Source organism: Azospirillum sp. UENF 112521, assembly GCF_058780665.1.
On the sequence record NZ_JBSNCI010000002.1, the window covers coordinates 1,426,265 to 1,450,303 of the forward strand.

Consider the following 24,039-nt stretch of genomic DNA (forward strand, 5'->3'; position numbering starts at 1 on the left):
CGGCGCGCCCCGCGTTATTTTCTCTCCGTCCGGCAGCACATTGCGCTATTGCATGCGGCAGGCCCATCTTTGGGGGAGGGGCCGGTTCGGACGGATGAAGCATGGCGCCCAGACGAGCGGAGCCGAGCATCCTGCTCGGCCCAATCCTGTACTTCCGTGGAGAACAGCGCGACCGCTGGTGGCTGTCGGCGCTGTTCGTTCTGGATGGGGATGTCGAGCCCGACGATCTGCGGGTGGACGGTGTCACCCTGCCCGTCCCGCCGCGTCACCTGATGGTCTGGCGCCGCCGCCAAGTCTGGCGCTTCGACTTCGCCGTTCCCCGCGGCATGCGCGACACCGATGTCACATACGGTTTCCCTGGCGGTCCCCGCTGGAACGTGATCGTTCCGGGCCGTCATTCATTTCCCCGCCTCGCTATTCTTTACGGAAGCGGAACGAGTGAAGATGCCGGTCCCGACGCCAATGCGCCGACCGCTCTCTGGCCGGACCTGATCTCCCGGCATACCGCCGACCGCTATCACCTGTTGGTTCAGGCAGGCGGGCAGATCGATGGCGACGCGGTGATGTCAGCCTCCGCCCAGGCCCGGGGATTGCTGACGGATGCCTCCCGACGGCTCGGCCCCGCCCTGCCCGGTGTGGCGGAGGAGCTGATGACCGCCGGCTTCGACCGGATGCTTCGGGTCTGGAGCGGTGCCGCCGCGGCGTCGGCGCTGGCCTCCATTCCGTCGGTGATGATGTGGGATGGCGCCGATCTCGGCCGTCTGCTGGCGGGCGCCTGGAGCGGCCGGGATGAGGGCGACTCCACATCGCGCAGCCTGCGTCCGTTGCTGATGGCGGTGCGGCGTCAGGTCCAGCTGTTCCAGACCGGGTCGGTGGCGGACAACCCGCCGGATTGCCTGTGGGGGTCCGCCTGCGGAACGCTGGCGCAGGGCTTCGTCCTGGGCGAAGCCGGCCTTCTTGCCCTCGATCTGTGGACCGACCGCAACAGCCGGCGCCTGCTGTCCGAACGGGACTGGAGCCTGCTGCCCGATTGGCTCGACCGCTTCGCCGGATGCCGGCATCTGATCCTGGTCAGCGGTGGGCCGCTTTTGTCTCCAGCCGCCGCCTTGCTCGACCGCCTGGGAAGCGCAATCCCGGACCGGATGCGCAACCGACTTGGCGACCGGCTGGGAGACCGTTTGTCGTCGACCGGACGCCATGCCGATTGGGAGCGGATGCTGCGCACCCTGGGCGATTTTTCCCGGCGAAGTGGCTGCCGAATCACCGTCGCATCGCGTGGCCTTGCAGACGGAGCGGGAGCGCGGGGCGTGCTGCGCGGTGGCGGGCTGGAGATGTGGCAGCTCTTTACCCCCACATTCACCGCAACCGGCCGGCCGGTCGGCTGGCGCTCGCGGCTTGCGGAACCACTGGCGATCCGCCCCGACCATCCCCTGCCGGCCCACCGATTCGAGATGCCGCCCTTTGCGGAAAACGGGCGACGCCTGCTGCGGGGGGCCGGATGGATCGCATGCAGCTTCGATTCGAAGGGTCAGCTGCATGTCCGCTGGTGCCTGCCCGGCGATGGCGGCCGGTACACCCAAGCCATCTGATTAGGGGCATCCGCCAAAGAGAATGTCGAGGTTTGCGGCGCCTCTCCTACGGCGCCGCCCGCTCCACCACGAACAGCAGGCCGGGAACCGGCACGCCTTTCTCCCGGCGCGGAGTGCAGGACTCCATCAGGCGGATCGTGAACCCGGCCATGCCCGCAGTTTCCCGGACATAGCCCTCGGCATGGGCATACCGCCGGGTGGCGCCGAGGACAAAGGGATCGACCGCCGCTTCGTCGGCCAGACGCTCCACGGTCGCGGCGAAACGGCCTCCCGGCGCCAAAGCGCGGGCCGCCGCGGCGAAGACGGCTGCGAGATCGCCGATATAGACAAGGACATCGGCGGCGACCAGCAGGTCCCAGCCGCCGGGCGTCCGCTCCATCGCCTCCACCACGTCGCCGACACTCAACTCATCATAGAGCATGCGCTGGCGCGCCTTCTCGACCATCCTCGGCGACAGATCGACCCCGGCCAGATGTGCGGCAAGCGGTTTGAAGGTCACCCCCGCCAGCCCGGTGCCACAGCCGAGATCGAGAATCCGCAATGCCGCGGCCCCGGGCATCGCCCGGTCGACCGCAGAGCGCAGCAGGTCCGGCGCCGCATAACCGAGCTTGCCGACCAGATCCTGATCGAAGCGGTCGGCATAGCGGTCGAACAGGGCGCGGACATAGGCGGCCGACAGGTCGGCTCCCTCCCCGGCTTCCAGGGCGGCGATCGACCGTTCGATCGCCGCCGCCTCTTCCCCCTCCGCGCGGTCCCGGGCGTGACGGAGGGCATCCAGGGCCTTCACCGGTTCACGAAGGACAAGCCAGCTGCGCCCCAACGCATGATGGACAGCCGGATCGCCCTCGTACCGGCGGGCGAGCGGCTGAAGCAGTTCGACCGCCGCCAGTGCATCGCCGGAAGCGGTCAGTGCGTCGGCCAGTGCCAGCACGGCATCGCGGTCGTTGGGGCGCAGAGCCACTGCCTCCCGGAACTCCTCCAACGCCTCGTCTGACCGGCCAAGTTCAGCGAGGCAGCGGCCGAGCCCGAGTCGGACCTGCGCCGAATCGCTGCGCTCCGCCGCCAGACTGTGGAAAAGCGCATGTGCAGCATTGATTTCGCCGCACTGCCGCAGCGCATCGGCAAGCATCGACCGCCATCCCCAGTTCCCCGGCTCAAGCGTGACGGCGCGCCGGAAACAGGCTGCGGCCTGCCCCGCCGGACCATGTCCGCCTTCGGCTTCGGCCAGTGCGGACCATGCTTCGCCGTTGGCGGGGTCGACAATGACGGTGGTACGGAATGCCAGCCCGGCACCGGCATGATCCCCGGCATAGAGCCGGTCATATCCATCCCGGAACATTTGATCGAGATTGTAGATTTGCGGCTCGTCGCCGAAGGAGGGATCCGCTGACACGGATGAATGTCCTCTGGTGTCGGGCTTCGGCCAGGGAGATGCCGCCGGCCCGGAGAACCCGCCTCCGCCCGCCATCGGGCCGTCCCGGGCGACGCTGCGGCTCCGCCAATCCCCAGGCATCCGAGTCCCGGGAAATAAGGCGGCGGAGTTTACTGCCGCAACATGCTGCGCTGCGCAAGGGGGGAACGAAAATCCTTCCGAAGTGTGATTCCGGCGACACGCGGTCGCAGTAGCCCTATTTGCGGACCCTGTTCAAAAGGATAGCGGACCCAGCTTGGCTAACCCTATCGTTATCGCCGGGAAATGTGGCAATTCAATGGCTTATTACCCATGTCGAAGGGCCTAAGCCGTCCGTTTCGGAGCCCGGCGTGACATCTGCCGGACGAAAGCTGTGGTATTACCAGGGTGCAAGCGGGTTGACGATGGATCAAATTTTTGGAAGTGTGGCCCCGGCGCCCAATTGGGAGGCGCTGAACATCTGGGTAGGAGGCGGTCGCCGTAAGCGACTCGGTGACCGGAACAACGGCCCCGCGCGGGGGGTCAAACAGCCGCCGTAGAACACGGGGCGACAGCAGAAGGAGGTTTGGGATGCGGGGACGAAATCAGCGCGTAGGCGCCACAGGGTGTGGACGCTTCGCACTGGCTGCGGGACTGCTGACGGCTTCCATGGCTGTCCTGACCGTTTCCGGCACGGCCCAGGCCCAAAGCGCGACCCAGTCGAAGGAAAGCTGCGTCACCCACGCAGTGGAAGCCGAGCAGAAGCTGGGCATTCCGTCCGGCATGCTGGTCGCCATCGCCCTGATTGAGAGCGGCCAGGACGGCGCGCCCCACCCCTTCGCGATGAGCGTCCAGGGTCGCCCCTATTATGCCCGCAACGTCAGCGACGCTGCCCGCCACCTGCGCGACCATCGCGGCCAGCTTCGCAGCAACACCTATGTCGGTTGCATGCAGCTTTCGGTCGCGTCTCACCGAGGCGAGTTCCAGCCGCTGGAAAAGATCGTCGAGCCGCGTGACAACGTGTTTTACGCCGGCCAGCTTCTCGTCCGCTTCCACGGCGAGGAAGGCAACTGGAAGACCGCGCTGACCCGCTACAACGGCAGCTCGGGCCGCCGCGCCCAGGCTTATGTCTGCAAGATCTGGCAGAGCCTGTCCGAACTGGACACGCAGAGCGCCAAGCTGCTCGCCTCCTCCCGTTGTGAAGACAGCGATCCCGTCAGTGTCGCCCCGCGCACCCGCCGCAGCTTCCGCAATGCCCAGCAGGTCGCGGCCATCAACTGACAGCCGACCAACCGATAGCCGTGCTGCGTGAAGGCAGCCGTGAGAGCGCTGGCGCGGCGCTGTCGGATCGGGTAAACCCCGACGCATGAACTACCGCCATATCTTCCACGCCGGCAACCCGGCCGACGTGATGAAGCACGCCGTCCTGGCGCTGATCCTGGATCATCTGCGCGCCAAGCCGGCGCCTTTCTGCGTGCTCGACACTCACGCCGGGATCGGCCGCTACGACCTGACGTCCGAAGCGGCCCGCAAGACGGCGGAGAGCGACGAGGGCATTGGCCGGCTGTTCGGCCATTCCCTTCCGCACCCTGCCCTGGCACCCTATCTCGGCGCCGTGCAGGCGCTGAACCCGGACGGGGCTCTGCGCTGGTACCCCGGTTCCCCCCGCGTCGCCCGCGCGGCCCTGCGCCCGCAGGACCGCATGGTGCTGGTGGAGCTGCACCCTGACGACGCCCACACACTGAAGGCCGAATTCGCCGGAGACCGCGCCGTCGCCGTCCATCAGTCGGATGCCTACGCAGCGCTGAAGGCCCATCTTCCGCCCAAGGAAAAGCGCGGGCTGGTCCTGATCGACCCGCCCTTCGAGCAGCCAGACGAGTTCGCCCGCATGGCGGAAGGGCTGGCGCTGGCGCACCGCCGCTGGTCCACCGGCATCTTCGCCCTGTGGTATCCGATCAAGGAACGCGCGGCTGTCTGGCGGTTCCAGGATGCGGTGGAGAAGACCGGCATTCCGAAAGTGCTGATCGCCGAACTGACCTGGCACCCCGAAGACACCCATCTTCGGCTGAACGGCTCCGGTCTCCTGATCGTCAATCCGCCCTGGCAACTCGACGAGACGCTCAAGGCGATGCTGCCGGCCCTGCACGACGCCCTGCCTTCCACCGGCGGCGGCACGGCGGTCAGCTGGCTGACGCCCGAGGCGTCGTAAGGAAAGCCAATTCGGGGGAAAGCCGGTCCAAGCGCAGAAAAAACCCCGGTCTTGTCGGGCCGGGGTTCAGTCAGGATGGAGACCGTTCGTTATCGATGACGTGCCGTCATCGGCGGCGCGGTGGTCAGAACCGGCGCTCCGCCTGCTGTGCCGCACCTTCCAGTCGGGCATTCAGCTTGCCGATGGCGGTGTTGGCGGTGTTGGCCGACAATTCGGAGATTTTCACGCTGCGGCTGAGGACCAGTTGCATGTTGTCCTTCAGCATGCGGCTCTGCGCGGCGTAGAAATCGGGGACGCTCCGGCTGCGCATCAGGGCGTTCATGCCCTCCGCGTTGCGGGAAGCGACCTCCTGGGCCAACCCCATCCATTCACGCCAGGCATTTTGGAGACCGTCGGCCAGCACGCTGCTGCACTGGGCCATGACGTCCATGGTCTCACGAGTTTGGCTCGCGACCTCGCCCTGGGCTTCCTTGGACAGGCCCAGAGCGCGCTGGAACTGCTCCGACGTACGGCCGGCGGCATCGGTGGCGGAACCCATCGCCGACCTGGCGGCTTCCGCGCCACGGCGGGTCATGTCGGCCCCGGCATCCATCGCCCTCTGTCCGGCATCCAGACCGGCATCGGCAGCGTGGACTCCCGTTTCCGTCGCGGCTCCACCGATCGAGCGCGCGGCATCGGCGGCGCGGCGGGTGGTGGTCTCGCCGGCGCGCGTCAGATCGTCGAGCGCGCCCCTCGCCAGATCGGCGGTGTCGCGCACACCGGGTGTGGTGTCCTTGTCCATAGCCATGCGGGATGCTCCTCGAATATTTTCGTCCGGGATGACGCTTCGTCCCATATCTCGCGTCGGCCATTTATGCTGCACCGCCGAACGAGTTCATTCCTATAACACCAGGAAAACAGAACGTTCCAGGACGCAAAATAATATCGCCGCACACTTTCTTTCGAGGTATGCGATATTTTGAAATCGAACTGTCTTTTGTGTGAAACAGTTCTTATTCGATTTGATCCATCTTAATCAGCGCCGTTATCCGGAGCGGCTCTGCTTTCCAAACCGCGCCTGAATTTCCCCGGCAATGCCGCGGCGGAAGACCAGCACGCAAACGACGAAGATGCAACCGATCACCACCGGCACGGGAAGGCTTGTCGCCGCCAGATAATTCTCCAGTGTCACCACCAGAGCAGCTCCGATCACCGGCCCGGTCAGCGTGCCCATGCCGCCCAGCAGCGTCATCAGCACCACCTCGCCCGACATCTGCCACGTGACGTCGGTCAGCGTCGCCAATTGGAACACAATCGCCTTGGTGCCACCGGCCAGCCCGGCCAGCGTCGCCGACAGGACGAAGGCCATCAGCTTGTAACGCTCGGTGCGGTAGCCCAGGGAAATCGCGCGCGGTTCGTTTTCGCGGATCGCCTTCAGCACCTGCCCGAAGGGCGAATGCACGGTCCGCCAGATGATGGCAAAGCCGATCAGGAAAACGCCCAGCACCGTATAGTACATCGCCAGCGGGTTGTTCAGGTCGAAGACTTCGAACAGCACGCCGCGCGGAACCGCCTGGATGCCATCCTCGCCATGGGTAAAGGGCAATTGCAGGGCGAGGAAGAACACCATCTGGCTCAGCGCCAGCGTGATCATGGCGAAATAGATGCCCTGGCGACGGATCGCGATGCTGCCGAACAGGATGCCGAGGAACGCCGAGGCCGCGGTGCCAAGCAGAATCCCCAGTTCCGGCGACAGTCCCCACACCTTTACCGTATGGGCTGTGACATAGGCGGCGCTTCCGAAGAAGGCGGCGTGACCGAAGCTGAGCAGACCGCCGAAGCCGATCAGCAGGTTGAAGGCACAGGCGAACAGGGCGAAACACAGCACCTTCATCAGGAAGACGGGATAGAGCAGAAAGGGAACCGCCAGCAGCGCCACCAGCACGGCAAGGGCGCCGACCCGCGCCAGCGTCGACCCTGCAGCCGGCGCATGCACGGCCTTCCCGGATGCCTGGACGCCGCTTTGCGAATGAAGGCTCATGCGCTCACCTCTCCCGTCCGAACAAGCCGGCTGGCTTGATCATCAGCACCACCGCCATGATGACGAAGACCACGATGTTGGAGGCCTCCGGGTAGAACACCTTGGTCAGCCCCTCCAGCAGGCCAAGCCCATAACCGGTCAGCACGGCACCCAGGATCGACCCCATGCCGCCGATCACCACCACGGCGAAGACCACGATGATCAGGTTCGATCCCATCAGCGGTGACACTTGGTAGATCGGCGCCGCCAGCACGCCGGCAAGCCCGGCCAACGCCACGCCGAAGGCGTAGGTCAGCGTGATCATCCGCGGGACATTGATGCCGAAGGCCTGGACCAGCACCGGATTTTCCGTCGCCGCGCGCAGATAGGCGCCCAGCTTCGTCTTCTCGATGGCGATCCAGGTGCTGATACAGACAATCAGGGAGGCGACGACCACCCAGCCGCGATAGTTGGGCAGGAACATGAAGCCGAGATTCTGCCCGCCCTTCAGCGCGTCGGGGATAGGGTAAGGCTGCCCCGAGACGCCATACTGGTGGCGGAACGCGCCCTCGACGATCAGCGCCAGCCCGAAGGTCAGCAGCAGGCCGTAGAGATGGTCCAGCTTGTAAAGCCGCGACAGCAGCGTTTTTTCCAGAACCACCCCGAACAGCCCGACGACAAGCGGCGCCAGCAGCAGCGCCCACCAGTAACCGATGCCAAGCTGGGTCAGCAGCAGCCACGCGACGAAAGCGCCCATCATATAAAGCGCGCCATGGGCGAAGTTGATGACGTTCAACATGCCGAAGATCACCGCCAGCCCAAGGCTGAGCAGCGCGTAAAACGATCCGTTGATCAACCCCAGCAGAAGCTGGCCGAACAGCGCCTGGGGCGGAATGCCGAAAATCGTTCCCATCATGAGCGTCGCTCTCCCCAACGGCATCCCCGCCGAACCGGTCCCCCAGGACCGCCGCGGCGGGGATCCCGCTCCGTCACGTCATGGCTTTGTACCGGCCGGCCATCAGTTCGGCACCGTCATTTCGGCAGCTTGCAGCCGCTCTCCTCGAAGCTTGCGAAGGCTTCCTTGCCGGGGATGGTGCGCAGGATCTGGTAATAGTCCCAAGCACCCTTCGATTCGGACGGCTTCTTCACGCGGGCCAGATACATATCGTGGACCATGCGGCCGTTCGGCAGGATGGTGCCGTTCTTGGCGAACATGTCGTTGACCGGCATCTCCTTCATCTTGGCGGCGACGGCCGGGCCGTCGTCGGTCCCTGCGGCCTCGATGGCTTTCAGATAATGACGGACGGCGGAATAGCTGCCGGCCTGCACCATCGTCGGCATCTTGCCGTAGCGGTCGAAGAACTTCTTGGACCAGGCGCGCGATTCGTCGTCGCGGTCCCAATAGAAGCCGGTGGTCAGCACCAGATCCTGGGCGACCTGAAGCCCCAGCGCGTGCACGTCGGACAGGAAGATCAGCAGGCCGGCAAGCTTCTGCTGGCCGCCCTGAGTCAGGCCGAACTCCGACGCCTGCTTGATCGAGGTGATGGTGTCGCCGCCGGCATTGGCGAGGCCGACGATCTTGGCGCCCGACGCCTGCGCCTGGAGCAGGAAGGAGGAGAAGTCGGCGGAGTTCAGCGGCGCCTTCACCGAACCGACCACCTTGCCGCCCGCCTTCTTCACCTCGACCGAGGTGTCGGCCTCCAGCTGATGGCCGAAGGCGTAATCGGCGGTGATGAAGAACCAGCTGTCGCCGCCTTCCTTCACCATCGCCTGACCGGTGCCGACGGCCAGAGCGTGGGTGTCGTAGGGCCAGTGGAAGCCGGTGGGGGAACAGGCGTCGCCGGTCAGACGCGAAGTGGCAGGACCTTCCATCAGGAAGATCTTCTTCTTCTCCTTGGTCACTTCCTGTACGGCCAGTGCCACGCCGGAATTGGGCACGTCGACGATCACATCGACGCCGTCCTGGTCGATCCATTGGCGGGCGAGGTTGGCACCGATGTCCGGCTTGTTCTGGTGGTCGGCAGAGATGATCTCGATGGGCTTTCCGAGAATCTTGTTGCCGAACTCCTCCGCCGCCATGCGGGCGGCAATGACCGATCCCTCACCGCCGAGGTCGGCATAGAGGCCCGAACGGTCATTCAGCACACCGATCTTGACCATGTCACCGGACAGCTTGCCCTGCTGGGCCAAGGCAGGCCCGGTGGACGCGACACCGATCGTCAGGGCAGCAAGGGCGGCACCGGCCAGAAGACGTGCGATCATGCGTGAATTCCTCCCCCTCAGCGTTGCATTGCGCATAGTGCGGGCGCCCGTCCGGATTGGATCGCTCGGATCTTTTTGTCCGGCGGGTCCCGGACGGTCGTTCCGGCCTGTCCATTTGGTTTCATCGGAAACCGTCAGACCGTGCGCGCCGTCCATTCCCGTCCACTATGCAGGGGCATCGTCTTGTACGGAAAGCTGAATTTCAGCTTCACAAACAATTTTCATCAAGGATCGGCCGAAACACCCGCTTTTTCCATTCGGCGGTGTATGGAGGCGTCCGGCGACGGTTCGGCGGACTGCCGGCGGCGGTCGATCCGCTGCATGATCGGCGTCACCGTGGTGCCGTGAACGAGAATCGAGAGCAGCACGATCAACCCGGTGATCGCCCACAGCGCGTTCGGCACATCGAATTCCGCAGCGTTCAGCGCATAGGCGATGTAATAGATGCTGCCCATGCCGCGGATGCCGAAGAAACCGATGGCCAGCTTCTCGCCGACCGGCATCTCCACGCCTGTCAGCCCGACCACCCCTGCCACCGGACGCACCAGAAGCAGGATGACCACCGCCGCACCCACGGCGCTCCAGGACAGGGCGTCGATCAGGCCATGCGCAATCGTCCCGCCGAACAGCACCAGCATGATCATCATCATAAGTCGCTCGGTCTGCTCGACGAAGTCGTGCAGGCGCTCGTGATATTCACTGTTGCGCTCCGCGTCGCGCAGGGCGAGCGCGGCGACGAAGACGGCGACGAAACCGTATCCGCTGGCCAGCTCCGTCAGGCCATAGGCGATCAGCGTGATGCCGAGCGATACGAACCCGTCACCGGTCCGTGACAGGTTGGCACGGTTCGGCACCCGAAAAGTGACATAGCCGAGGAACCGCCCGACCAGCCAACCGACACCGACTCCGGCAATCAGCTTCCAGATCACATCCAGCAGCACCCAATGTTCCAGCAGGTTCCAGGGCGGGTTCCCGTTGAGCAGAGCCACGCCGATGGCGAGATGGACGAAGGGAAAGGCCAGACCGTCATTCAGCCCGGCTTCGGACGTCAGGCTGAACCGGATCTCGTCCTCCTCCCCTGATTTCGGCGGGCCGACCTGGATGTCGGAGGCGAGGACCGGATCGGTCGGCGCCAAAGCCGCCCCCAGCAGAATCGAGGCCGGGAGTGGAAAATCGAGCCAGTACCAGCCGATCAGGGCGATCATGAGAATCGACAAGGGCATGGTGATGCCCAGCAGGCGCCACGTGATGATCCAGCGCCGCCAACCGATGCGGCGGTCCAGCTTCAGCCCCGCACCCATTAGGGAAATGATGACGATCAGTTCCGTCAGCCGCTCGGTCGCTTCCGGAAAGGCCAGCGGCTCGGGGTTTTCCAGTTCCAGCGTTCCGAAGACCAGAAAGCCCAAACCGACGCAGATGATCGGCAGGGAAAGCGGCAATTCCCTCAGGACCATCGGCAGCCACGCCACCAGCAGGATCAGGAATCCCAGCCCCACCAACATGACCGTGTAAGACATGCGCCGCCCATTGCCATGATCGCTCCGGCACGGCAAGAGGGCCGCGCCAAGGCCAATCCACGACAACGCATGAAGTCGCGAATGGGTTCAGCTCACACGCAAGAAGGCTTGCGGAATGGACGGTGAAGGTGCCGGCTCAATCGGTCTCGCTTCCCTGCCCCGACTGTAAGGCCGCAATGGGAAGCTTGAACCCGATGCCGCCCGCGGGAGCCGGAACCGCGGGGGCCGTCGCAAAATCGGCCGGTCAGGCCGCCGAGGTCATCGGAAAGCCGCTGTAGTCGAGCGAGGCCGACCAGAACCGTTCCAGCTTGCGCAGGGTCTCGTTCGCCTTGGTCAGTTCCTCGTCGCTGAAGCCGGCCTTTTCCAGGGCGGTCAGATGACGTTCAAACATGACGCTGATCTTCTCGCGCAGATCCAGGCCCTTCTCCGACAGGCGGACACGGACCGAACGGCGGTCGTGCGGGGAGCGTTCCTGGCCGAGATAGCCGTTCTCGACCATCTTCTTGACGTTATAGGAGACGTTGGAGCCCAGATAGTAACCGCGCGCGGTCAGTTCGCCGACCGTCATCTCGTCTTCGCCGATGTTGTACAGGATCAGGCTCTGGACGTTGTTGATGTCCTGGATGCCGAGCCTGTCCAACTCAGTCTTGAGCACTTCAAGAAAGTGGCGGTGAAGCCGCTCGATCAACAGAATGCTCTCATAATAAGGTTTGCGCACCGCGGTCTCCTTTGGCTCTAACCGGCCGTTCCCCGCGCAAGGACGATACCGGGACCTTAAGGCGAGATTAACCGATCATTCGTCGGCAATCATCTTAATAATTCCAGAAAAAGTCTGGCACAACCCGTCTGTACAGGCCCCTTTCGCAGAGTGCCCCCGGCGAAAGGCTTTCTACCGGGCGGCAGGTCCCGCATAAGCAAAAAGGGGAAGACCACGCAATCGGTGCGTGACCTTCATCCCTTCGACATCGCCTATGGTCAGTCCCGGAACACGAGATCGCCGCCCGACGGTTCGGCGAAGTGACGCTCGACATCCGACGGACCCACATCGGTCAGTTCGGCCGGCTTCCATTTCGGGTTCTTGTCCTTGTCGACCAGGACGGCGCGGATGCCCTCATAGAAATCGTCGCCGGCCAGGCAGGCGAGGCTGAGGCGCAGTTCCTGCACCATGCAGCCTTCAAAATCCAATTTGGCGCCACGGCGCAGGGCAGCCAGCGTCACCTTCAGGCTGGTCGGCGACACCCGGCGCAGGATGGCGATCTGACCGGCCGCCCACTCGGTTCCCTCGGCTTCCAGTGCCTTGACGATGGCTTCGACGCTGTCGAAGGCGTAGCAGCGGTCGACCGCCGCGCGGATGCCGCTCACAGCCGCATCGCCCGCTTCGCCCCGGTGGGCGGCGACGGCTTCGTCGGCAGGGACTCCTGCCGCCAGATCGTCGATCAGCGCGTCGATCCGGGCGCTCGGCACGAAGGCGTCGGCGGCACCGATGGCAAGCAGGTCGGCCGCCTTCAGACGGTCGCCGGTCAGCCCCAGCCAGATGCCGACCTGCCCCGGCAGGCGCGGCAGGAAATAGGTGCCGCCGACGTCGGGATAGAGGCCGATGCCGGTCTCCGGCATGGCGAACAGGGTGCGCTCGGTGACGATGCGGTGGGTGCCGTGCACCGACAGTCCGACGCCGCCGCCCATCGAGATGCCGTCGATCAGCGCGACATAGGGCTTGGACAGGCGCTTGATCAGCCGGTTCAGCACATATTCCTCGCTGAAGAAGGCGCGGACCGGCCCGGTGTCGCCACGCCCCTCCCTGGCGGCCTTGCCAGCCTCATACAGGCTGACGACGTCGCCGCCGGCGCAGAAGGCCTTTTCGCCGGCACCGCGAATCACGACGGCCTTGACCTCCGGATCGGCGTTCCAGGCCCGCAACTGCGGATCGAACAGCCTGATCATGCCCAGCGTCAGCGCATTCAGCGCCTTGGGCCGGTTGAGCGTGACGAGGCCGATGGCGCCCCGACGTTCGAACAGAATCTCAGCAGCGTCGCTCATCGTCTTGTATTTTCTCAATTATCGTTACGAATCGGGCGGTGGCGGGCCTCCTGCGCCATCCCTGCCGTGCATCCTTTTGCGCGTCAGGACGGCAGCGTTGGCCAACAGCGATGATACGGGAGCGGGCGGCGCTGTCAAACCCACCATACGGATCCGGATGTTCGCCCGTGACGGTCCGGCACAGCCAATCAGGAACATCACCGCTCTTGGACCGTTGCGCTCACGCTCTCATCTGAAGACGAGACACCATTCGACTTCTCAGGGAAGGTTAGATGCCGATGCCGCTCAACAGCCTGCCGGGTGCGCCATGAAGATCGGAATCGTCCTGAACCGGCAGGCGGGCTCACTGGTCGATCGGCCTATCGACCGCGCCGAGGCGGCGATCCGCACGGCGTTCGAACGGCATGGTGCGACCGTAGACCTCCATACCGTCGACGGCGCGCAATGCACCGATACGATCCAACGGGTGCTGGACTCCGATGCCGAGGCCGTTGTGGTCGGCGGCGGCGACGGCACGCTGCACAGCGCGGCGAAGCTGGCACTCCCGAAGGGCAAGACGCTGGGCGTGATTCCGCTGGGCACTCTCAATCTATTGGCTCGTGATCTTCATGTTCCGCTGGAACTGGAGGATGCGGCGGAGGCACTGGCCGCGGGGCGAGTCCGCGCCATCGACATTGCCGAGGTGAACGGAGAGCCCTACCTCAACAGTTCGGTTCTGGGCTTCTATCCGCAGGTGGTCCAGGAACGTGAGCGCCAGCGCAAGCAGCACCGGCTGCTGAAATGGCCCGGTGCCGCCGTGGCCCTGGCGAAGACGCTGTACCGCCTTCCGATGCTGGATGTGCGGCTGGAGTGGGGCGAGGGTCCGCGGCGGATGCGCACGCCGATTCTGGTGGTTTCCAACAATGTCTATGACGACGGGTTCGGGCTGGTCCTCTCCCGCCAGGCGCTCGATGCCGGAAAACTCGGGGTTTATGTGGCCCGCGAACGGAACGCCTTTGCAATGTTGCGGTTGATGGGACGTCTGGTTGCGGGTTCGTGGAAGCAGGACGAAGGGCTGGAGACCTATGCGGTCACCAGCCTCACGGTCCACAGCCGCAGGCACCACCTGAAGATGGTCAACGATGGTGAGATCCGGAAACTGCACACCCCGCTGCATTATCGGATTCTCCCCGGTGCACTGAAGGTTCTGGCGCCCGGCTGAGAGAAAGGATGAGGATGGCGTGAAACGGCTCGCTCACATTTCCGACCTGCATTTCGGGCGGATCGATCCGCGCGTTGTCGATGGCCTGCTGGCCGACCTGACCATGCAGGCTCCCGACCTGATCGTCATTTCAGGCGACTTCGTCCAACGGGCCAAGCCGCGCCATTTCGAGGAGGCGCGGGCCTTCCTGCAGAAATTGCCGTTTCCCTACATGGCCGTACCGGGCAATCATGACATCCCGGTTTACAATGTGTTCAAGCGCTTCACCGACCCGTTCGGCCATTACCGGCGCTACATCACCAGCGACTTCAGTCCGCTGCACATCGACGACGAGATCGCGGTGCTGGGCATCAACACCGCCCGCCCCGTGATCATGGATTTTTCCGAAGGGAGGATGAACAAGCGGCAGATCGCGCGGGTCCGCGAGGTATTCTGCGGAATGCCGGACAGGATGTTCAAGGTGCTGTTCACTCACCATCCCTTCCTGCCGCCGCCCGACCTGCCCAAGACCCAGCTGGTCGGTCGCCACAAGCTGGCGCTGCCGGCGTTGGAAAGCTGCGGTGTCGACTTGCTGCTGGCCGGGCATCTGCACAAGGCCTATTCCGGCGACATCATGAGTTTTCACACCCAGGTCGCCCGGTCCATCCTGGTTGCGCAGGCCTCCACCGCCACCTCGACCCGTCTGCGGAACGAGGCGAACGCCTATAACCTGATCACCGTCGCCCATCCCAATGTGACGTTCGAAGTGCGGTCCTGGGAGGGCGCGGCCTTTACCGGCGGACTGGTGTCCAGTTACCGCAAGGAAGGCAATCGCTGGGCTCTACAGACACAGGACACCGGTTTCCGCCCGGTCGGCGCCGACGATTCCGCCGTTGCCGATCCGATGGCGGCGCAATGGGAGTCGGTTGCGCGACAGGCAGGCGGCGAAGCCCATGGCGGGGCATGAACCCTGCGCAAGGCTCATGCCCGGTCCCCAGGGACTGGAACGGCCCCCGCGGCTTGAGTTCACTATGAGGGAAGGCGTAGGATCGCCGCACTCGTTCTAAGTGCGTGGTTCTCCCGATGCCGATCACCCTGCCCGCCGCCTTCCCGCGCACCCGACTGCGCCGCAACCGCGCCGATGCCTGGACCCGCCGTCTGGTCGCCGAGAACACGCTGACCGCCGACGACCTGATCTGGCCGGTCTTCGTGATCGAAGGCGAGAACCGGCGGGAGCCGGTCGCCTCAATGCCCGGCGTGGAGCGCCTGACCATCGACCTGCTGTGCGAGGCAGTGGTGGAAGCCGGTGCGCTGGGCATTCCCTGCATTGCGCTGTTTCCGGTCGTCGGTTCGGAGGGCAAGTCGGAGGATGCGGCGGAAGCCTACAATCCCAAGAATCTGATGAACCGCGCCATCCGCGCGGTGAAGGCCGCCGCCCCCGATGTCGGCATCCTGGGCGACGTGGCGCTGGACCCCTACACGACGCATGGGCATGACGGCCTCCTGCGGAACGGTTACATCCAGAATGACGAAACGGTCGAGGTTCTGATCCGTCAGGCCCTGTCGCAGGCCGAGGCCGGTGTCGACATCGTCGCCCCGTCCGACATGATGGACGGCCGCATCGGCGCCATCCGCGACACGCTGGATGCGGAGGGGTATCAGCTGACCCGCGTCTGCTCCTACGCCGCCAAATATGCCTCCGCCTTCTATGGCCCGTTCCGCGACGCGGTGAATTCCGGCGGCTTCCTGAAGGGCGACAAGACCACCTACCAGATGGACCCCGCCAACACCGACGAGGCCCTGCGCGAGGTCGCCTGCGACCTGCAGGAGGGTGCGGACATGGTGATGGTGAAGCCGGGCCTGCCTTATCTCGACGTCATCCGGCGTGTGAAGGACCAGTTCGCGGTTCCGACCTTCGCCTACCACGTGTCGGGCGAATACGCGATGCTGCGCGCCGCGTCGGGCAACGGCTGGCTGAACTACGACAAGGCTCTGCTGGAAACGCTGATGGGTTTCAAGCGCGCCGGATGCGATGCCATCCTCACCTATGGCGCGGTGGATGCGGCGAGGCTGCTCAAGCAGGGCTGAGCAGGTCGGGATCGTCTTTGAGCCGTTCGGGGCCGCGGAGTGATCCGCGGCCCTTTATCGTCAGGGCATCCCGAACGACGGAGATGCCCGATGACCGCCAAATTTCCCGCCCGCATGGCTCTGCTGGCCGCCCTGCTGCTGGCCGCATCGCCCGCCGCGGCATTCGACCTGCACAGCCCCGACTTCACCGACAAGTCGCTGATCCCCGAGCGCAATGTCTTCGCCGGATTCGGCTGTACCGGCGGCAACCAGTCGCCGGCCTTGAGCTGGACGGCGCCGCCGGCCGGCACGCGCAGCCTGGCCGTCACCATCTACGATCCGGATGCGCCGACCGGCAGTGGCTGGTGGCATTGGCTGGTGTTCAATCTGCCGCCCGACAGCCGTGGCCTACCGGCCGGTGCCGGCGATGCTGCCAAGCCGAACCTGCCCGCCGGTGCCATGCAGAGCCGCACCGACTTCGGCATCTCCGGCTACGGTGGTCCCTGCCCGCCGCAGGGCGACAAGCCGCACCGCTATGTCGTCACCGTCCATGCGCTGAAGGTCGACAGCCTGCCCCTGCCCGCCGACGCATCGGGCGCCATGGTCGGCTTCAACCTGAACGCCGCCAGTTTGGGCAAGGCGACGCTGACGGCCCGTTACGGCCGTTGATCGCCCAAGCCGACCGGCCCTAGAACTCGGCCGAGGCCGAAGGATGAATGCCATGGGTCCCGATCTGCTCGCCCGCCTGTCCCGCTTCGCCGCCCGCGATCTCCGTCCCGGCGGCGGCGATCGGCCACACCAGCCGGAACTGTGGGCCTTCATCGCCCACGACCGTGAGCGTCTGGCCGAGGTGCAAATCGAGCGCACCGCCCTGATCGCGGTGCTGGAAGGCACCAAGGAACTGACCGACCAATCCGGCGCAACCCACCGCTTCCCGGCCGGCAGCGCCATGCTGCTGCCGCCGGGCTGGTCCGGGGCGGTGGTGAACGATCCCAGCTACGGCGGACGTTACCGTGCGCTGGTGCTGGAGTTCCCGGCGGAGATGGTCCGGCGCCTTCTGCGTGCCCATGGCACGGACGGGCTGACGCAGCGCAGCCGGCCCGGCGATTGGCATGTCATCCTGACGCCATCCCTGACCGACGCCATCCACCATGCCGCCGCCGGTCTCACCGCCGACCCGCCACTCTCGCCCAAGCTGGCGGAGCATCGCTGCATGGAGGTGTTGCTGGCCTTGCTGGAGGATGGTGTCTGGTGGCTGGGACCGGTGGCGCCGACCGGGACCACCGACGCGGTGCGCCAGTTGCTGCGGACCCAGCCTGACATTCCCTGGACCGCGGAGCGTGTGGCCGGGGCGCTCAACCTCAGCACCGGCACGCTGCGCCGCCGCTTGAGCGATGAGGGGTGTTCGGTCCGCAGCATCCTGACGGAAGAACGGGTTGCCCATGCCCGCGACCTGCTGCAAAGCGAGGGACTGAGCGTGCAGGAAGCGGCGGAGGCCTGCGGTTATGCCAACCGCTCCCACTTCGCCCGCCGCATTAGGGAAGCGATGGGCGTCAATCCGTCGAACCTGCGGGGACGCTGATCGGCGCAGCACCGTAGGCGCGGATCAGGGCTGCGACCGAATCGGCGATCACCGTCTCCGGGTCGGCGGTGACCGGCAGGCCCAGCATGGTCGGCCAGAACAGAACCTCCTTCATGCCGCCCAGCAACTGGGTCGCCACCACATGCGGATCCGGCGCGTTCAATCGGCCGCGGGCATGCTGGGCGGCGATATAGTCGTCGAGCAGTGCATAGGCCTGGCTCTTGCCGCCCTCCAGATAGTCCTGCGACAGCTCGGGAAAGCGCTGGTGCTCGGCGATCACCAGGCGCAGGAGGCCACGCACCTCCGGCCGGCCGGTATGCACCAGCAAGGAGCGCAGGAAAGCCGGCAATGCCTTCTCCGGCGGTTGGTCGTGGCGCAGCAGGCTTTGTCCGTCCTCGCTGCGGAACCCCTCGTAGAGTTCCGATACAACGGCCTGGAACAGCTCCCGCTTGCCGGGAAAGTGGTTGTAAACGGTACGTTTCGACACATTGGCGTCAGCGGCGATGGCGTCCATCGACGAAGCCTCGTAGCCATGTGTGAGGAAAGCGCGTGTCGCCGCTTCCACCACCGCATCCCGTTTGACCGAACCGCGCGCGGCCCCCCCCGCCTGAGACGTTGACATTCCCCACCCTCAAAGTACACTGCACAGTGTAGTGTAGTTGTTGCCGCAGGCTTCCAGGGTAATCCGCCCGGCCGCGGCACGGGAGGGGTAAAGCGATGAAACAGCGCAACATCGGTGGCATTCTCTCGGTTTCCGAAATCGGCCTCGGTTGCATGGGCATGTCGGAGTTTTATGGCCCGACCGACGATGCCCAGTCGCTCACCACGCTGGACCGGGCATTGGAGCTTGGCGTCACCCACTACGACACCGCCGACATGTATGGCAGTGGACACAATGAAACGCTGCTCGCCCGTTTCCTGGCCGGCAAGCGCGACCGGGTGACGCTCGCCACCAAGTTCGGCATCGTCCGCCAGCCCGGCGAGTATGCCCGCCGGGTCGATACCAGCGCGGCTTATGTGGCCCAGGCCTGCGATGCTTCGCTGAAGCGGCTGGGGGTGGAGACCATCGACCTCTATTATGCGCACCGCATCAACCCGGACATTCCGGTGGAAGAGACGGTCGGCGCCATGGCCGATCTGGTCAAGGCGGGCAAGGTCCGCGCGCTCGGCCTGTCGGAGGTGTCCGCGGCCACCCTGCGCCGCGCACACGCCGTCCATCCCATTGCCGCGGTGCAGAGCGAATATTCGCTGTGGACCCGCGATGTGGAGGCTGGGGTGCTGCCGACCTGCCGCGAGTTGGGCGTCTCGCTGGTCGCCTACGCACCGCTCGGCCGCGGCATGTTAACCGGTGCGGTCAGCAGTCCCGACCAGTTTGCCGAGAACGATTTCCGCCGCGTGGCACCACGCTTTGCTGGAGACAATTTCGACCGCAATCTGGCGCTGGTCGAGCAGGTGAAGGCACTGGCGGCACAGAAGGGCTGCACCCCGGGACAAGTGGCGCTGGCATGGCTGCTGGCCCAGGGGCCAGACATTTTGCCGATTCCAGGCACCAAGCGGATCAAATATCTGGAGGAAAATGTCGGCGCCGCAGCGGTGACGCTGACCGTTGCGGAGGTCAAGGCGCTGAGCGATGCGCTGCCTCCGGGAGTGGCGGCAGGGGACCGCTATACAGCTGAAGGGATGCGCGGCGTGAATGTGTAGGACGCGATGACGGAAGATGGGAGGAGGCATCGTCTGCCGCCTCCCATGTCCACATGTCCTACTTCGGCGTTCCCGACCACACTTGGAACTGTGTGGTCTCCATCAACATGTCGCTGTGGCCGAACGCCGCCTTGAACAGCTTGCCGACGCCGGCAGTCCGTTGTGTCACCGCCACCAGGGTGCCGCGCAGCTTCAGATACTGCTTCGTCCCCGCCACCAGCGCGTCGAGCATGCCGAAATCCTCGTCCTTGCCGCGGTGGAGCGGCGGGTTGGACAGGATCAGGCCGAAACGTTCGCGGGCGCCCAGCCCGGCCAAGCCGTCGCTCAGCACCAGTTCGGCGTCCGGCACATTCTGACGGGCGGCGTGCAGGGCCACCGCGTCGATGTCCAGCAGGGTCAGCGGCGCGTCAGGCTGCTGCTCACGCACGGCCCGTGCGATCACCCCGGCGCCGCAGCCGAAATCCAGCACGCGGGTGCCGGCCGCCACCTCCGGCAGCACCTTCAGCAGGCATTCGGTGCCGGCATCCAGATGGCCGTGGGCGAACAGGCCCGGATAGGACACCAGCTCCAGCGTCCGGTCGGGCAGAGTGAGGGTGACGGTCTGCCGCCAATCCTCCAGGGCCCCTTTGGCCGGTGCATCGGTGCGCCGGGTCAGCAGCAGCCGGGCGCGCCGCTTGATGATCAGCGTTTCCGGCTCTTCCGCCAGCCCGTCCAGATGCTTCGCGGCACTGGTCACGCCTTCGTCGTTGCCGCCGGCGATCCACAGCGGGGCACCGGGGGCAAGGCGAGAGGCGAGCGCATGAAGCGCCATCTCGAATCCGGCCCAGCCGCGCGGCAGGCGCAGAACGGCGCCGTTGAACGGCCCCTCCGCCGGCCAGGGCGTGGCAGCCTGCCCGCCTGTGGCGAGACGGTTCCACACCACCACGTCCGCACCGCCATCACGGAGTGCGTCGGCGATGGCGCCGTCACTGTCGAAGGCGACGAGAATCCGGCCCTGCGGCCGGATTTCGGACAGGGCTTCGGCGGCCACGGCGGCGACGGTGGAGTCGCGGTCCGTGGCCCGATTGTCGAGGCGTGCCACCGTATCAACCCTTGTCGCGCATCAGCCGCGCCTTGTCGCGCTGCCAACTGCGTTCCTTCTCGCTCTCGCGCTTGTCATGTTTCTTCTTGCCGGTGGCGAGGCCGATCTCGACCTTGGCATAGCCGCGGTCGTTGAAATAGACCGACATCGGCACCAGCGTGACGCCCTTCTGCTTGATCCCGGCCGCGAGCTTGTCCAGCTCGCGGCGACGGACCAGCAGCTTGCGCGGCCGCTTCGGCTCGTGCTGATCGATGCGGCCGGCCTGGAGATATTCGGGGATGTACGCGTTGAACAGGTACAGCTCCCCGCCCTTCAGACCGGCATAGGCCTCGTTCACACTGGCGCGGCCGCCGCGCAACGACTTCACCTCCGACCCGGTCAACATGATCCCGGCTTCGAGGACATCATCGATGAAGAAGTCGAACCGCGCGCGGCGGTTCTGCGCCGCATATTTTTTTGCTTCCTCGCGCGTCGCCAAATCTCTCTCCTATACGGCCTGTTCCGTCACTCAGGACAACAGGCCGGCTTTGGTCATGGCTCCACGCACGGCGGTACGGGCGGTCTCGGTCGCCGGAACCAGCGGCAGGCGCACCTCGTCGCTGCCGAGGCCGAGCAGGCTGGCGGCGAACTTGACCGGCGCCGGGCTGGTCTCGACGAACATCGAATCGTGGACCGGCGACAGCACGTCGCGCAGGCGGAAGGCCTCCTTCAGGTCGCCCTTGGCCCAGGCGGTCTGCATGGCGGAGCACAGCGCGGGCGCGATGTTCGCGGTGACGGAGATGCACCCCACCCCACCCTGCGCGTTGAAGGCCAGAGCCGTGGCATCTTCGCCCGACAGCTGGATGAAGTCGGGACCGACCTCCTGCAGCAGGCGGGACGGGCGGGACAGATCGGCGGTCGCGTCCTTCACACCGACGATGTTGGGCAGCTTTGCAAGCCGCGCCATCGTCGCCACAGACATATCCACGACACTGCGGCCCGGAATGTTGTAAATGAAGATCGGCAAATCCGCCGCGTCATGGATCGCCTTGAAATGCTGGTACAGACCCTCTTGAGACGGCTTGTTGTAGTAGGGCGTGACCACGAGCGCCGCCTGCGCGCCAGCCTGCTTGGCATGGCGGGTCAGGGCGATGGCTTCGTCGGTCGAGTTGGAACCGGTTCCGGCCATCACCGGAACCTTGCCGCCGGCCGCCTCGATGCACAGCTCCACGACGCGGTTGTGTTCTTCATGGGACAGGGTCGGCGACTCGCCGGTGGTGCCGCAGGGCACAAGACCGTGCGTGCCCTGCGCGACCTGCCACTCCACGAAGGACTGGAAGGCCTTCTCGTCCACTTTCCCGCCCTTGAACGGAGTCAGAAGGGCGACGATGGAACCGTGGAACATGGCTGCCTCCTCAGTCGGCTTAGCTGGAAAAAAGAGTTGCGCACATTATCCCTCCCCGCCGCCCTCGGCAAGAGCGCCCGAACCTCTGTTTTCGCGGGTCTCCTCACCCTTTTCGCGGCGCTTCCCGGCGCCCTTCCCGCCGCGGCGCTGAGCCCGCAGGACATCGCGATCTACCGCGAGGCCTTCAGGCTCGCGAATGACGAGCGTCTTTCGGAAGCGCTAGCCTCGGCGTCGAGCGCGCAAGACCCGTTACCGGCGAAGGTTCTGCGCTGGATCGCGCTCGCCAACCCGGGCGGCGGCAGCTTCACCGACATCGCCGCCTTCATCCGCGAGAACCCGGACTGGCCGAACATGGCGGCGCTGCGCCGTCAGGCGGAAATGGCGATGCCCGACATCCCGCCGGCCGACGTGGTGGAGTGGTTTCGCCAGAGCCCGCCGCAGACCAACGACGGCTTCGTCCGCTATGCCGACGCGCTGATCGCGACCGGCAGCGTGGAGCGTGCGACCACCCTGATCCGCAAGCAGTGGGCCGACGCCACCTTCACGGCGGACGAGGAGGCCACCTTCCTCTCCCATTACACGCCTTATCTGCGCCAGCAGGACCATAAGGCGCGCATCGACCGGCTGCTCTGGGCCAAGCAGGAGGCTCCGGTCCGCCGGATGCTGCCCTTCTTCGACGAAGCCTATGACGCGCTGATCGAGGCGCGCATCGCGCTGGACGGCGACAGTGCGGGCGCCGAGGCGATCCTGTCGCGCGTGCCGCCCAGCCTGCTCAACGACCCGGGCCTGATGTTTGACCGTGCCCGCTATTTGCGGCGCAAGGGCGATGATGCCGGCGCGCTGGAAATCATCGCCCAGGCCGGCACCGACATGGGCCGTCCGCAATCCTGGTGGTCGGAACGGCATCTGCTGGCCCGCCGGGCCATGGAGCGCGGCGACTACAACCTCGCCTACCGGCTGGTCAGCGCCAACGGGATGAGCGAGGGCAGTTCCTTCGCCGATGCGGAGTTCCTGTCGGGCTTCCTGGCGCTCCGCTTCCTCGACAAGCCGTCGGAAGCGTTCACCCACTTCCACAAGCTGTACCGCTCCGTCACCGCGCCGATCAGCAAGGCGCGCGGCGCCTACTGGTGCGGCCGTGCCGCGGAGGCGCTGGGCCAGACCGGGCCGGCACGCGACTGGTACGCCAAGGCGGCGACCTACCCCACCACCTTCTACGGCCAGTTGGCCTTCCGCCATGTCTCCGGGGGTGCCGTAACCCTGCCGACGCCACCGACCGTGTCGAGCGCCGAGACGGCCGCCTTCAACAGGCGCGAGGTGGTGCGCGTTGCCCGCCTGCTGGCGGAGATCGGCGGCAACGCCTCCGATCAGGTGACCGGGTTCGTCCGCCGACTGAGCCTAGACGCCAAGACGCCTGCCGATTACGTGCTCACCGCCCGGCTGGCCAGCGACGTCGGCCGGCGCGATCTGGCCGTTGCCGCCGCCAAGGACGCTGCCCAGAACGAGGTGTTCCTGGTCGAGGCCGGCTATCCGATGATCGATGCCCGTCCGGCCGCACCGGAACTGGCACTGATCCACGGCATCATCCGGCAGGAAAGCACCTTCAACCCCACCATCGTCTCGTCCGCCGGTGCGCGCGGGTTGATGCAGCTGATGCCGACGACGGCGCAGCTGGTGGCGGGGAAGCTGGGGCTGAAGCACACCAACGCGCGGCTGACCTCCGACCCTGGCTACAACGTCACGCTGGGGTCGGCCTATCTGGCCGAGCTGATCGACCGCTTCAACGGATCGTGGGTGCTGGCCATCGCCGGCTACAACGCCGGTCCGAACCGGGTGCGCCAGTGGCTGCAGACCTATGGCGATCCCCGCACGGAGACCATCGACGTGGTCGATTGGATCGAACTGATTCCGATCTCCGAAACCCGCAACTATGTCCAGCGCGTGCTGGAGGCCGTGCAGGTCTATCGTGCCCGCCTGAACGGCGACCGGGCCGAGCCGAACCTGGACAAGGATTTGCGGCGGTAGGCAGGTTTCGTTCGGGGAG

22 protein-coding genes are annotated in these 24,039 nt (G+C 65.7%); 10 read left to right on the forward strand and 12 right to left on the reverse strand.

All coding sequences use genetic code 11. From position 1 onward, the window contains the following. The first annotated feature begins 101 nt into the window (after nucleotides 1-101). Nucleotides 102-1,589 (forward strand): hypothetical protein, encoded by a 1,488-nt coding sequence (locus tag ACWPN8_RS09050; protein ID WP_492240567.1) that lies wholly within the window; start codon nucleotides 102-104, stop codon nucleotides 1,587-1,589. Nucleotides 1,590-1,635: 46 nt separating this feature from the next. On the opposite strand, the gene ACWPN8_RS09055 is transcribed toward ACWPN8_RS09050, so the two are convergent. Further along, on the reverse strand, nucleotides 1,636-2,982 hold the full coding sequence (locus ACWPN8_RS09055) for a tetratricopeptide repeat protein (RefSeq protein ID WP_492240568.1): 1,347 nt from the start codon (nucleotides 2,980-2,982) through the stop codon (nucleotides 1,636-1,638). Between the two features lie 666 nt (nucleotides 2,983-3,648). Here ACWPN8_RS09055 and ACWPN8_RS09060 point away from each other — a divergent pair. Beyond that, nucleotides 3,649-4,260, forward strand: a complete 612-nt coding sequence (locus tag ACWPN8_RS09060; protein WP_247872968.1) for a lytic transglycosylase domain-containing protein — start codon at nucleotides 3,649-3,651, stop codon at nucleotides 4,258-4,260. A gap of 85 nt (nucleotides 4,261-4,345) precedes the next feature. Continuing rightward, complete coding sequence (locus ACWPN8_RS09065) at nucleotides 4,346-5,188, forward strand: 23S rRNA (adenine(2030)-N(6))-methyltransferase RlmJ (protein ID WP_109446294.1); 843 nt, start codon at nucleotides 4,346-4,348, stop codon at nucleotides 5,186-5,188. Nucleotides 5,189-5,312: 124 nt separating this feature from the next. Here the strand turns inward: ACWPN8_RS09065 and ACWPN8_RS09070 are convergent, their stop codons facing one another. From ACWPN8_RS09070 to ACWPN8_RS09100, 7 genes are all read right to left on the reverse strand, one after another. Beyond that, complete coding sequence (locus ACWPN8_RS09070; RefSeq protein WP_109446296.1) at nucleotides 5,313-5,975, reverse strand: phasin family protein; 663 nt, start codon at nucleotides 5,973-5,975, stop codon at nucleotides 5,313-5,315. 237 nt (nucleotides 5,976-6,212) lie between these two features. Beyond that, complete coding sequence (locus ACWPN8_RS09075) at nucleotides 6,213-7,208, reverse strand: branched-chain amino acid ABC transporter permease (protein ID WP_109446298.1); 996 nt, start codon at nucleotides 7,206-7,208, stop codon at nucleotides 6,213-6,215. A 4-nt stretch (nucleotides 7,209-7,212) separates the two neighbouring features. Continuing rightward, complete coding sequence (locus ACWPN8_RS09080) at nucleotides 7,213-8,100, reverse strand: branched-chain amino acid ABC transporter permease (RefSeq protein WP_109452701.1); 888 nt, start codon at nucleotides 8,098-8,100, stop codon at nucleotides 7,213-7,215. A 119-nt stretch (nucleotides 8,101-8,219) separates the two neighbouring features. Continuing rightward, entirely contained in the window at nucleotides 8,220-9,449 is a 1,230-nt protein-coding gene (locus ACWPN8_RS09085; RefSeq protein WP_492240569.1) for an ABC transporter substrate-binding protein, read from the reverse strand. Between the two features lie 224 nt (nucleotides 9,450-9,673). After that, nucleotides 9,674-10,966 (reverse strand): cation:proton antiporter, encoded by a 1,293-nt coding sequence (locus ACWPN8_RS09090; RefSeq protein WP_492240570.1) that lies wholly within the window; start codon nucleotides 10,964-10,966, stop codon nucleotides 9,674-9,676. Nucleotides 10,967-11,210: 244 nt separating this feature from the next. Next, a complete protein-coding gene (locus ACWPN8_RS09095; RefSeq protein WP_045580172.1) occupies nucleotides 11,211-11,684 on the reverse strand; it encodes a MarR family winged helix-turn-helix transcriptional regulator in 474 nt (157 codons plus the stop codon). 257 nt (nucleotides 11,685-11,941) lie between these two features. Beyond that, nucleotides 11,942-13,003, reverse strand: a complete 1,062-nt coding sequence (locus tag ACWPN8_RS09100; RefSeq protein ID WP_492240571.1) for an enoyl-CoA hydratase/isomerase family protein — start codon at nucleotides 13,001-13,003, stop codon at nucleotides 11,942-11,944. Between the two features lie 307 nt (nucleotides 13,004-13,310). Here ACWPN8_RS09100 and ACWPN8_RS09105 point away from each other — a divergent pair, with 307 nt between their 5' ends. The 5 genes from ACWPN8_RS09105 to ACWPN8_RS09125 all read left to right on the forward strand — a co-directional run bounded on the left by ACWPN8_RS09105 (nucleotide 13,311) and on the right by ACWPN8_RS09125 (nucleotide 17,832). Continuing rightward, on the forward strand, nucleotides 13,311-14,204 hold the full coding sequence (locus tag ACWPN8_RS09105) for a diacylglycerol/lipid kinase family protein (protein ID WP_492240572.1): 894 nt from the start codon (nucleotides 13,311-13,313) through the stop codon (nucleotides 14,202-14,204). Between the two features lie 19 nt (nucleotides 14,205-14,223). Next, on the forward strand, nucleotides 14,224-15,150 hold the full coding sequence (locus tag ACWPN8_RS09110; protein WP_492240573.1) for a metallophosphoesterase family protein: 927 nt from the start codon (nucleotides 14,224-14,226) through the stop codon (nucleotides 15,148-15,150). Nucleotides 15,151-15,266: 116 nt separating this feature from the next. Then, nucleotides 15,267-16,271 (forward strand): porphobilinogen synthase, encoded by a 1,005-nt coding sequence (gene hemB / locus ACWPN8_RS09115; RefSeq protein ID WP_492240574.1) that lies wholly within the window; start codon nucleotides 15,267-15,269, stop codon nucleotides 16,269-16,271. Between the two features lie 90 nt (nucleotides 16,272-16,361). Then, complete coding sequence (locus ACWPN8_RS09120) at nucleotides 16,362-16,919, forward strand: YbhB/YbcL family Raf kinase inhibitor-like protein (RefSeq protein WP_492240575.1); 558 nt, start codon at nucleotides 16,362-16,364, stop codon at nucleotides 16,917-16,919. Between the two features lie 52 nt (nucleotides 16,920-16,971). After that, entirely contained in the window at nucleotides 16,972-17,832 is an 861-nt protein-coding gene (locus ACWPN8_RS09125; RefSeq protein ID WP_492240576.1) for a helix-turn-helix transcriptional regulator, read from the forward strand. On the opposite strand, the gene ACWPN8_RS09130 is transcribed toward ACWPN8_RS09125, so the two are convergent. Next, a complete protein-coding gene (locus ACWPN8_RS09130; RefSeq protein WP_109446317.1) occupies nucleotides 17,804-18,454 on the reverse strand; it encodes a TetR/AcrR family transcriptional regulator in 651 nt (216 codons plus the stop codon). The genes ACWPN8_RS09125 and ACWPN8_RS09130 overlap by 29 nt on opposite strands. 95 nt (nucleotides 18,455-18,549) lie before the next feature. On the opposite strand from ACWPN8_RS09130, the gene ACWPN8_RS09135 reads away from it, so the two are divergent. After that, a complete protein-coding gene (locus ACWPN8_RS09135) occupies nucleotides 18,550-19,533 on the forward strand; it encodes an aldo/keto reductase (RefSeq protein WP_492240577.1) in 984 nt (327 codons plus the stop codon). A gap of 58 nt (nucleotides 19,534-19,591) precedes the next feature. Here ACWPN8_RS09135 and ACWPN8_RS09140 read toward each other — a convergent pair whose 3' ends face one another. Genes ACWPN8_RS09140 through dapA form a run of 3 tightly spaced genes read right to left on the reverse strand, consistent with a single transcriptional unit; the run spans nucleotide 19,592 to nucleotide 21,998 of the window. After that, a complete protein-coding gene (locus ACWPN8_RS09140; protein WP_492240578.1) occupies nucleotides 19,592-20,614 on the reverse strand; it encodes a class I SAM-dependent methyltransferase in 1,023 nt (340 codons plus the stop codon). A gap of 4 nt (nucleotides 20,615-20,618) precedes the next feature. Next, nucleotides 20,619-21,092 carry an SsrA-binding protein SmpB gene (smpB, locus tag ACWPN8_RS09145; RefSeq protein ID WP_042704640.1) on the reverse strand — a complete coding sequence of 158 codons (474 nt, stop codon included), beginning with the start codon at nucleotides 21,090-21,092 and terminating at the stop codon, nucleotides 20,619-20,621. Between the two features lie 30 nt (nucleotides 21,093-21,122). Continuing rightward, nucleotides 21,123-21,998, reverse strand: coding sequence for a 4-hydroxy-tetrahydrodipicolinate synthase (gene dapA / locus ACWPN8_RS09150; protein ID WP_174472517.1), 876 nt, complete (start codon nucleotides 21,996-21,998; stop codon nucleotides 21,123-21,125). Between the two features lie 36 nt (nucleotides 21,999-22,034). Between dapA and ACWPN8_RS09155 the strand changes: the two genes are divergently transcribed. Beyond that, nucleotides 22,035-24,020 carry a lytic transglycosylase domain-containing protein gene (locus ACWPN8_RS09155; protein WP_492240579.1) on the forward strand — a complete coding sequence of 662 codons (1,986 nt, stop codon included), beginning with the start codon at nucleotides 22,035-22,037 and terminating at the stop codon, nucleotides 24,018-24,020. The last annotated feature ends 19 nt before the right edge of the window (nucleotides 24,021-24,039 follow it).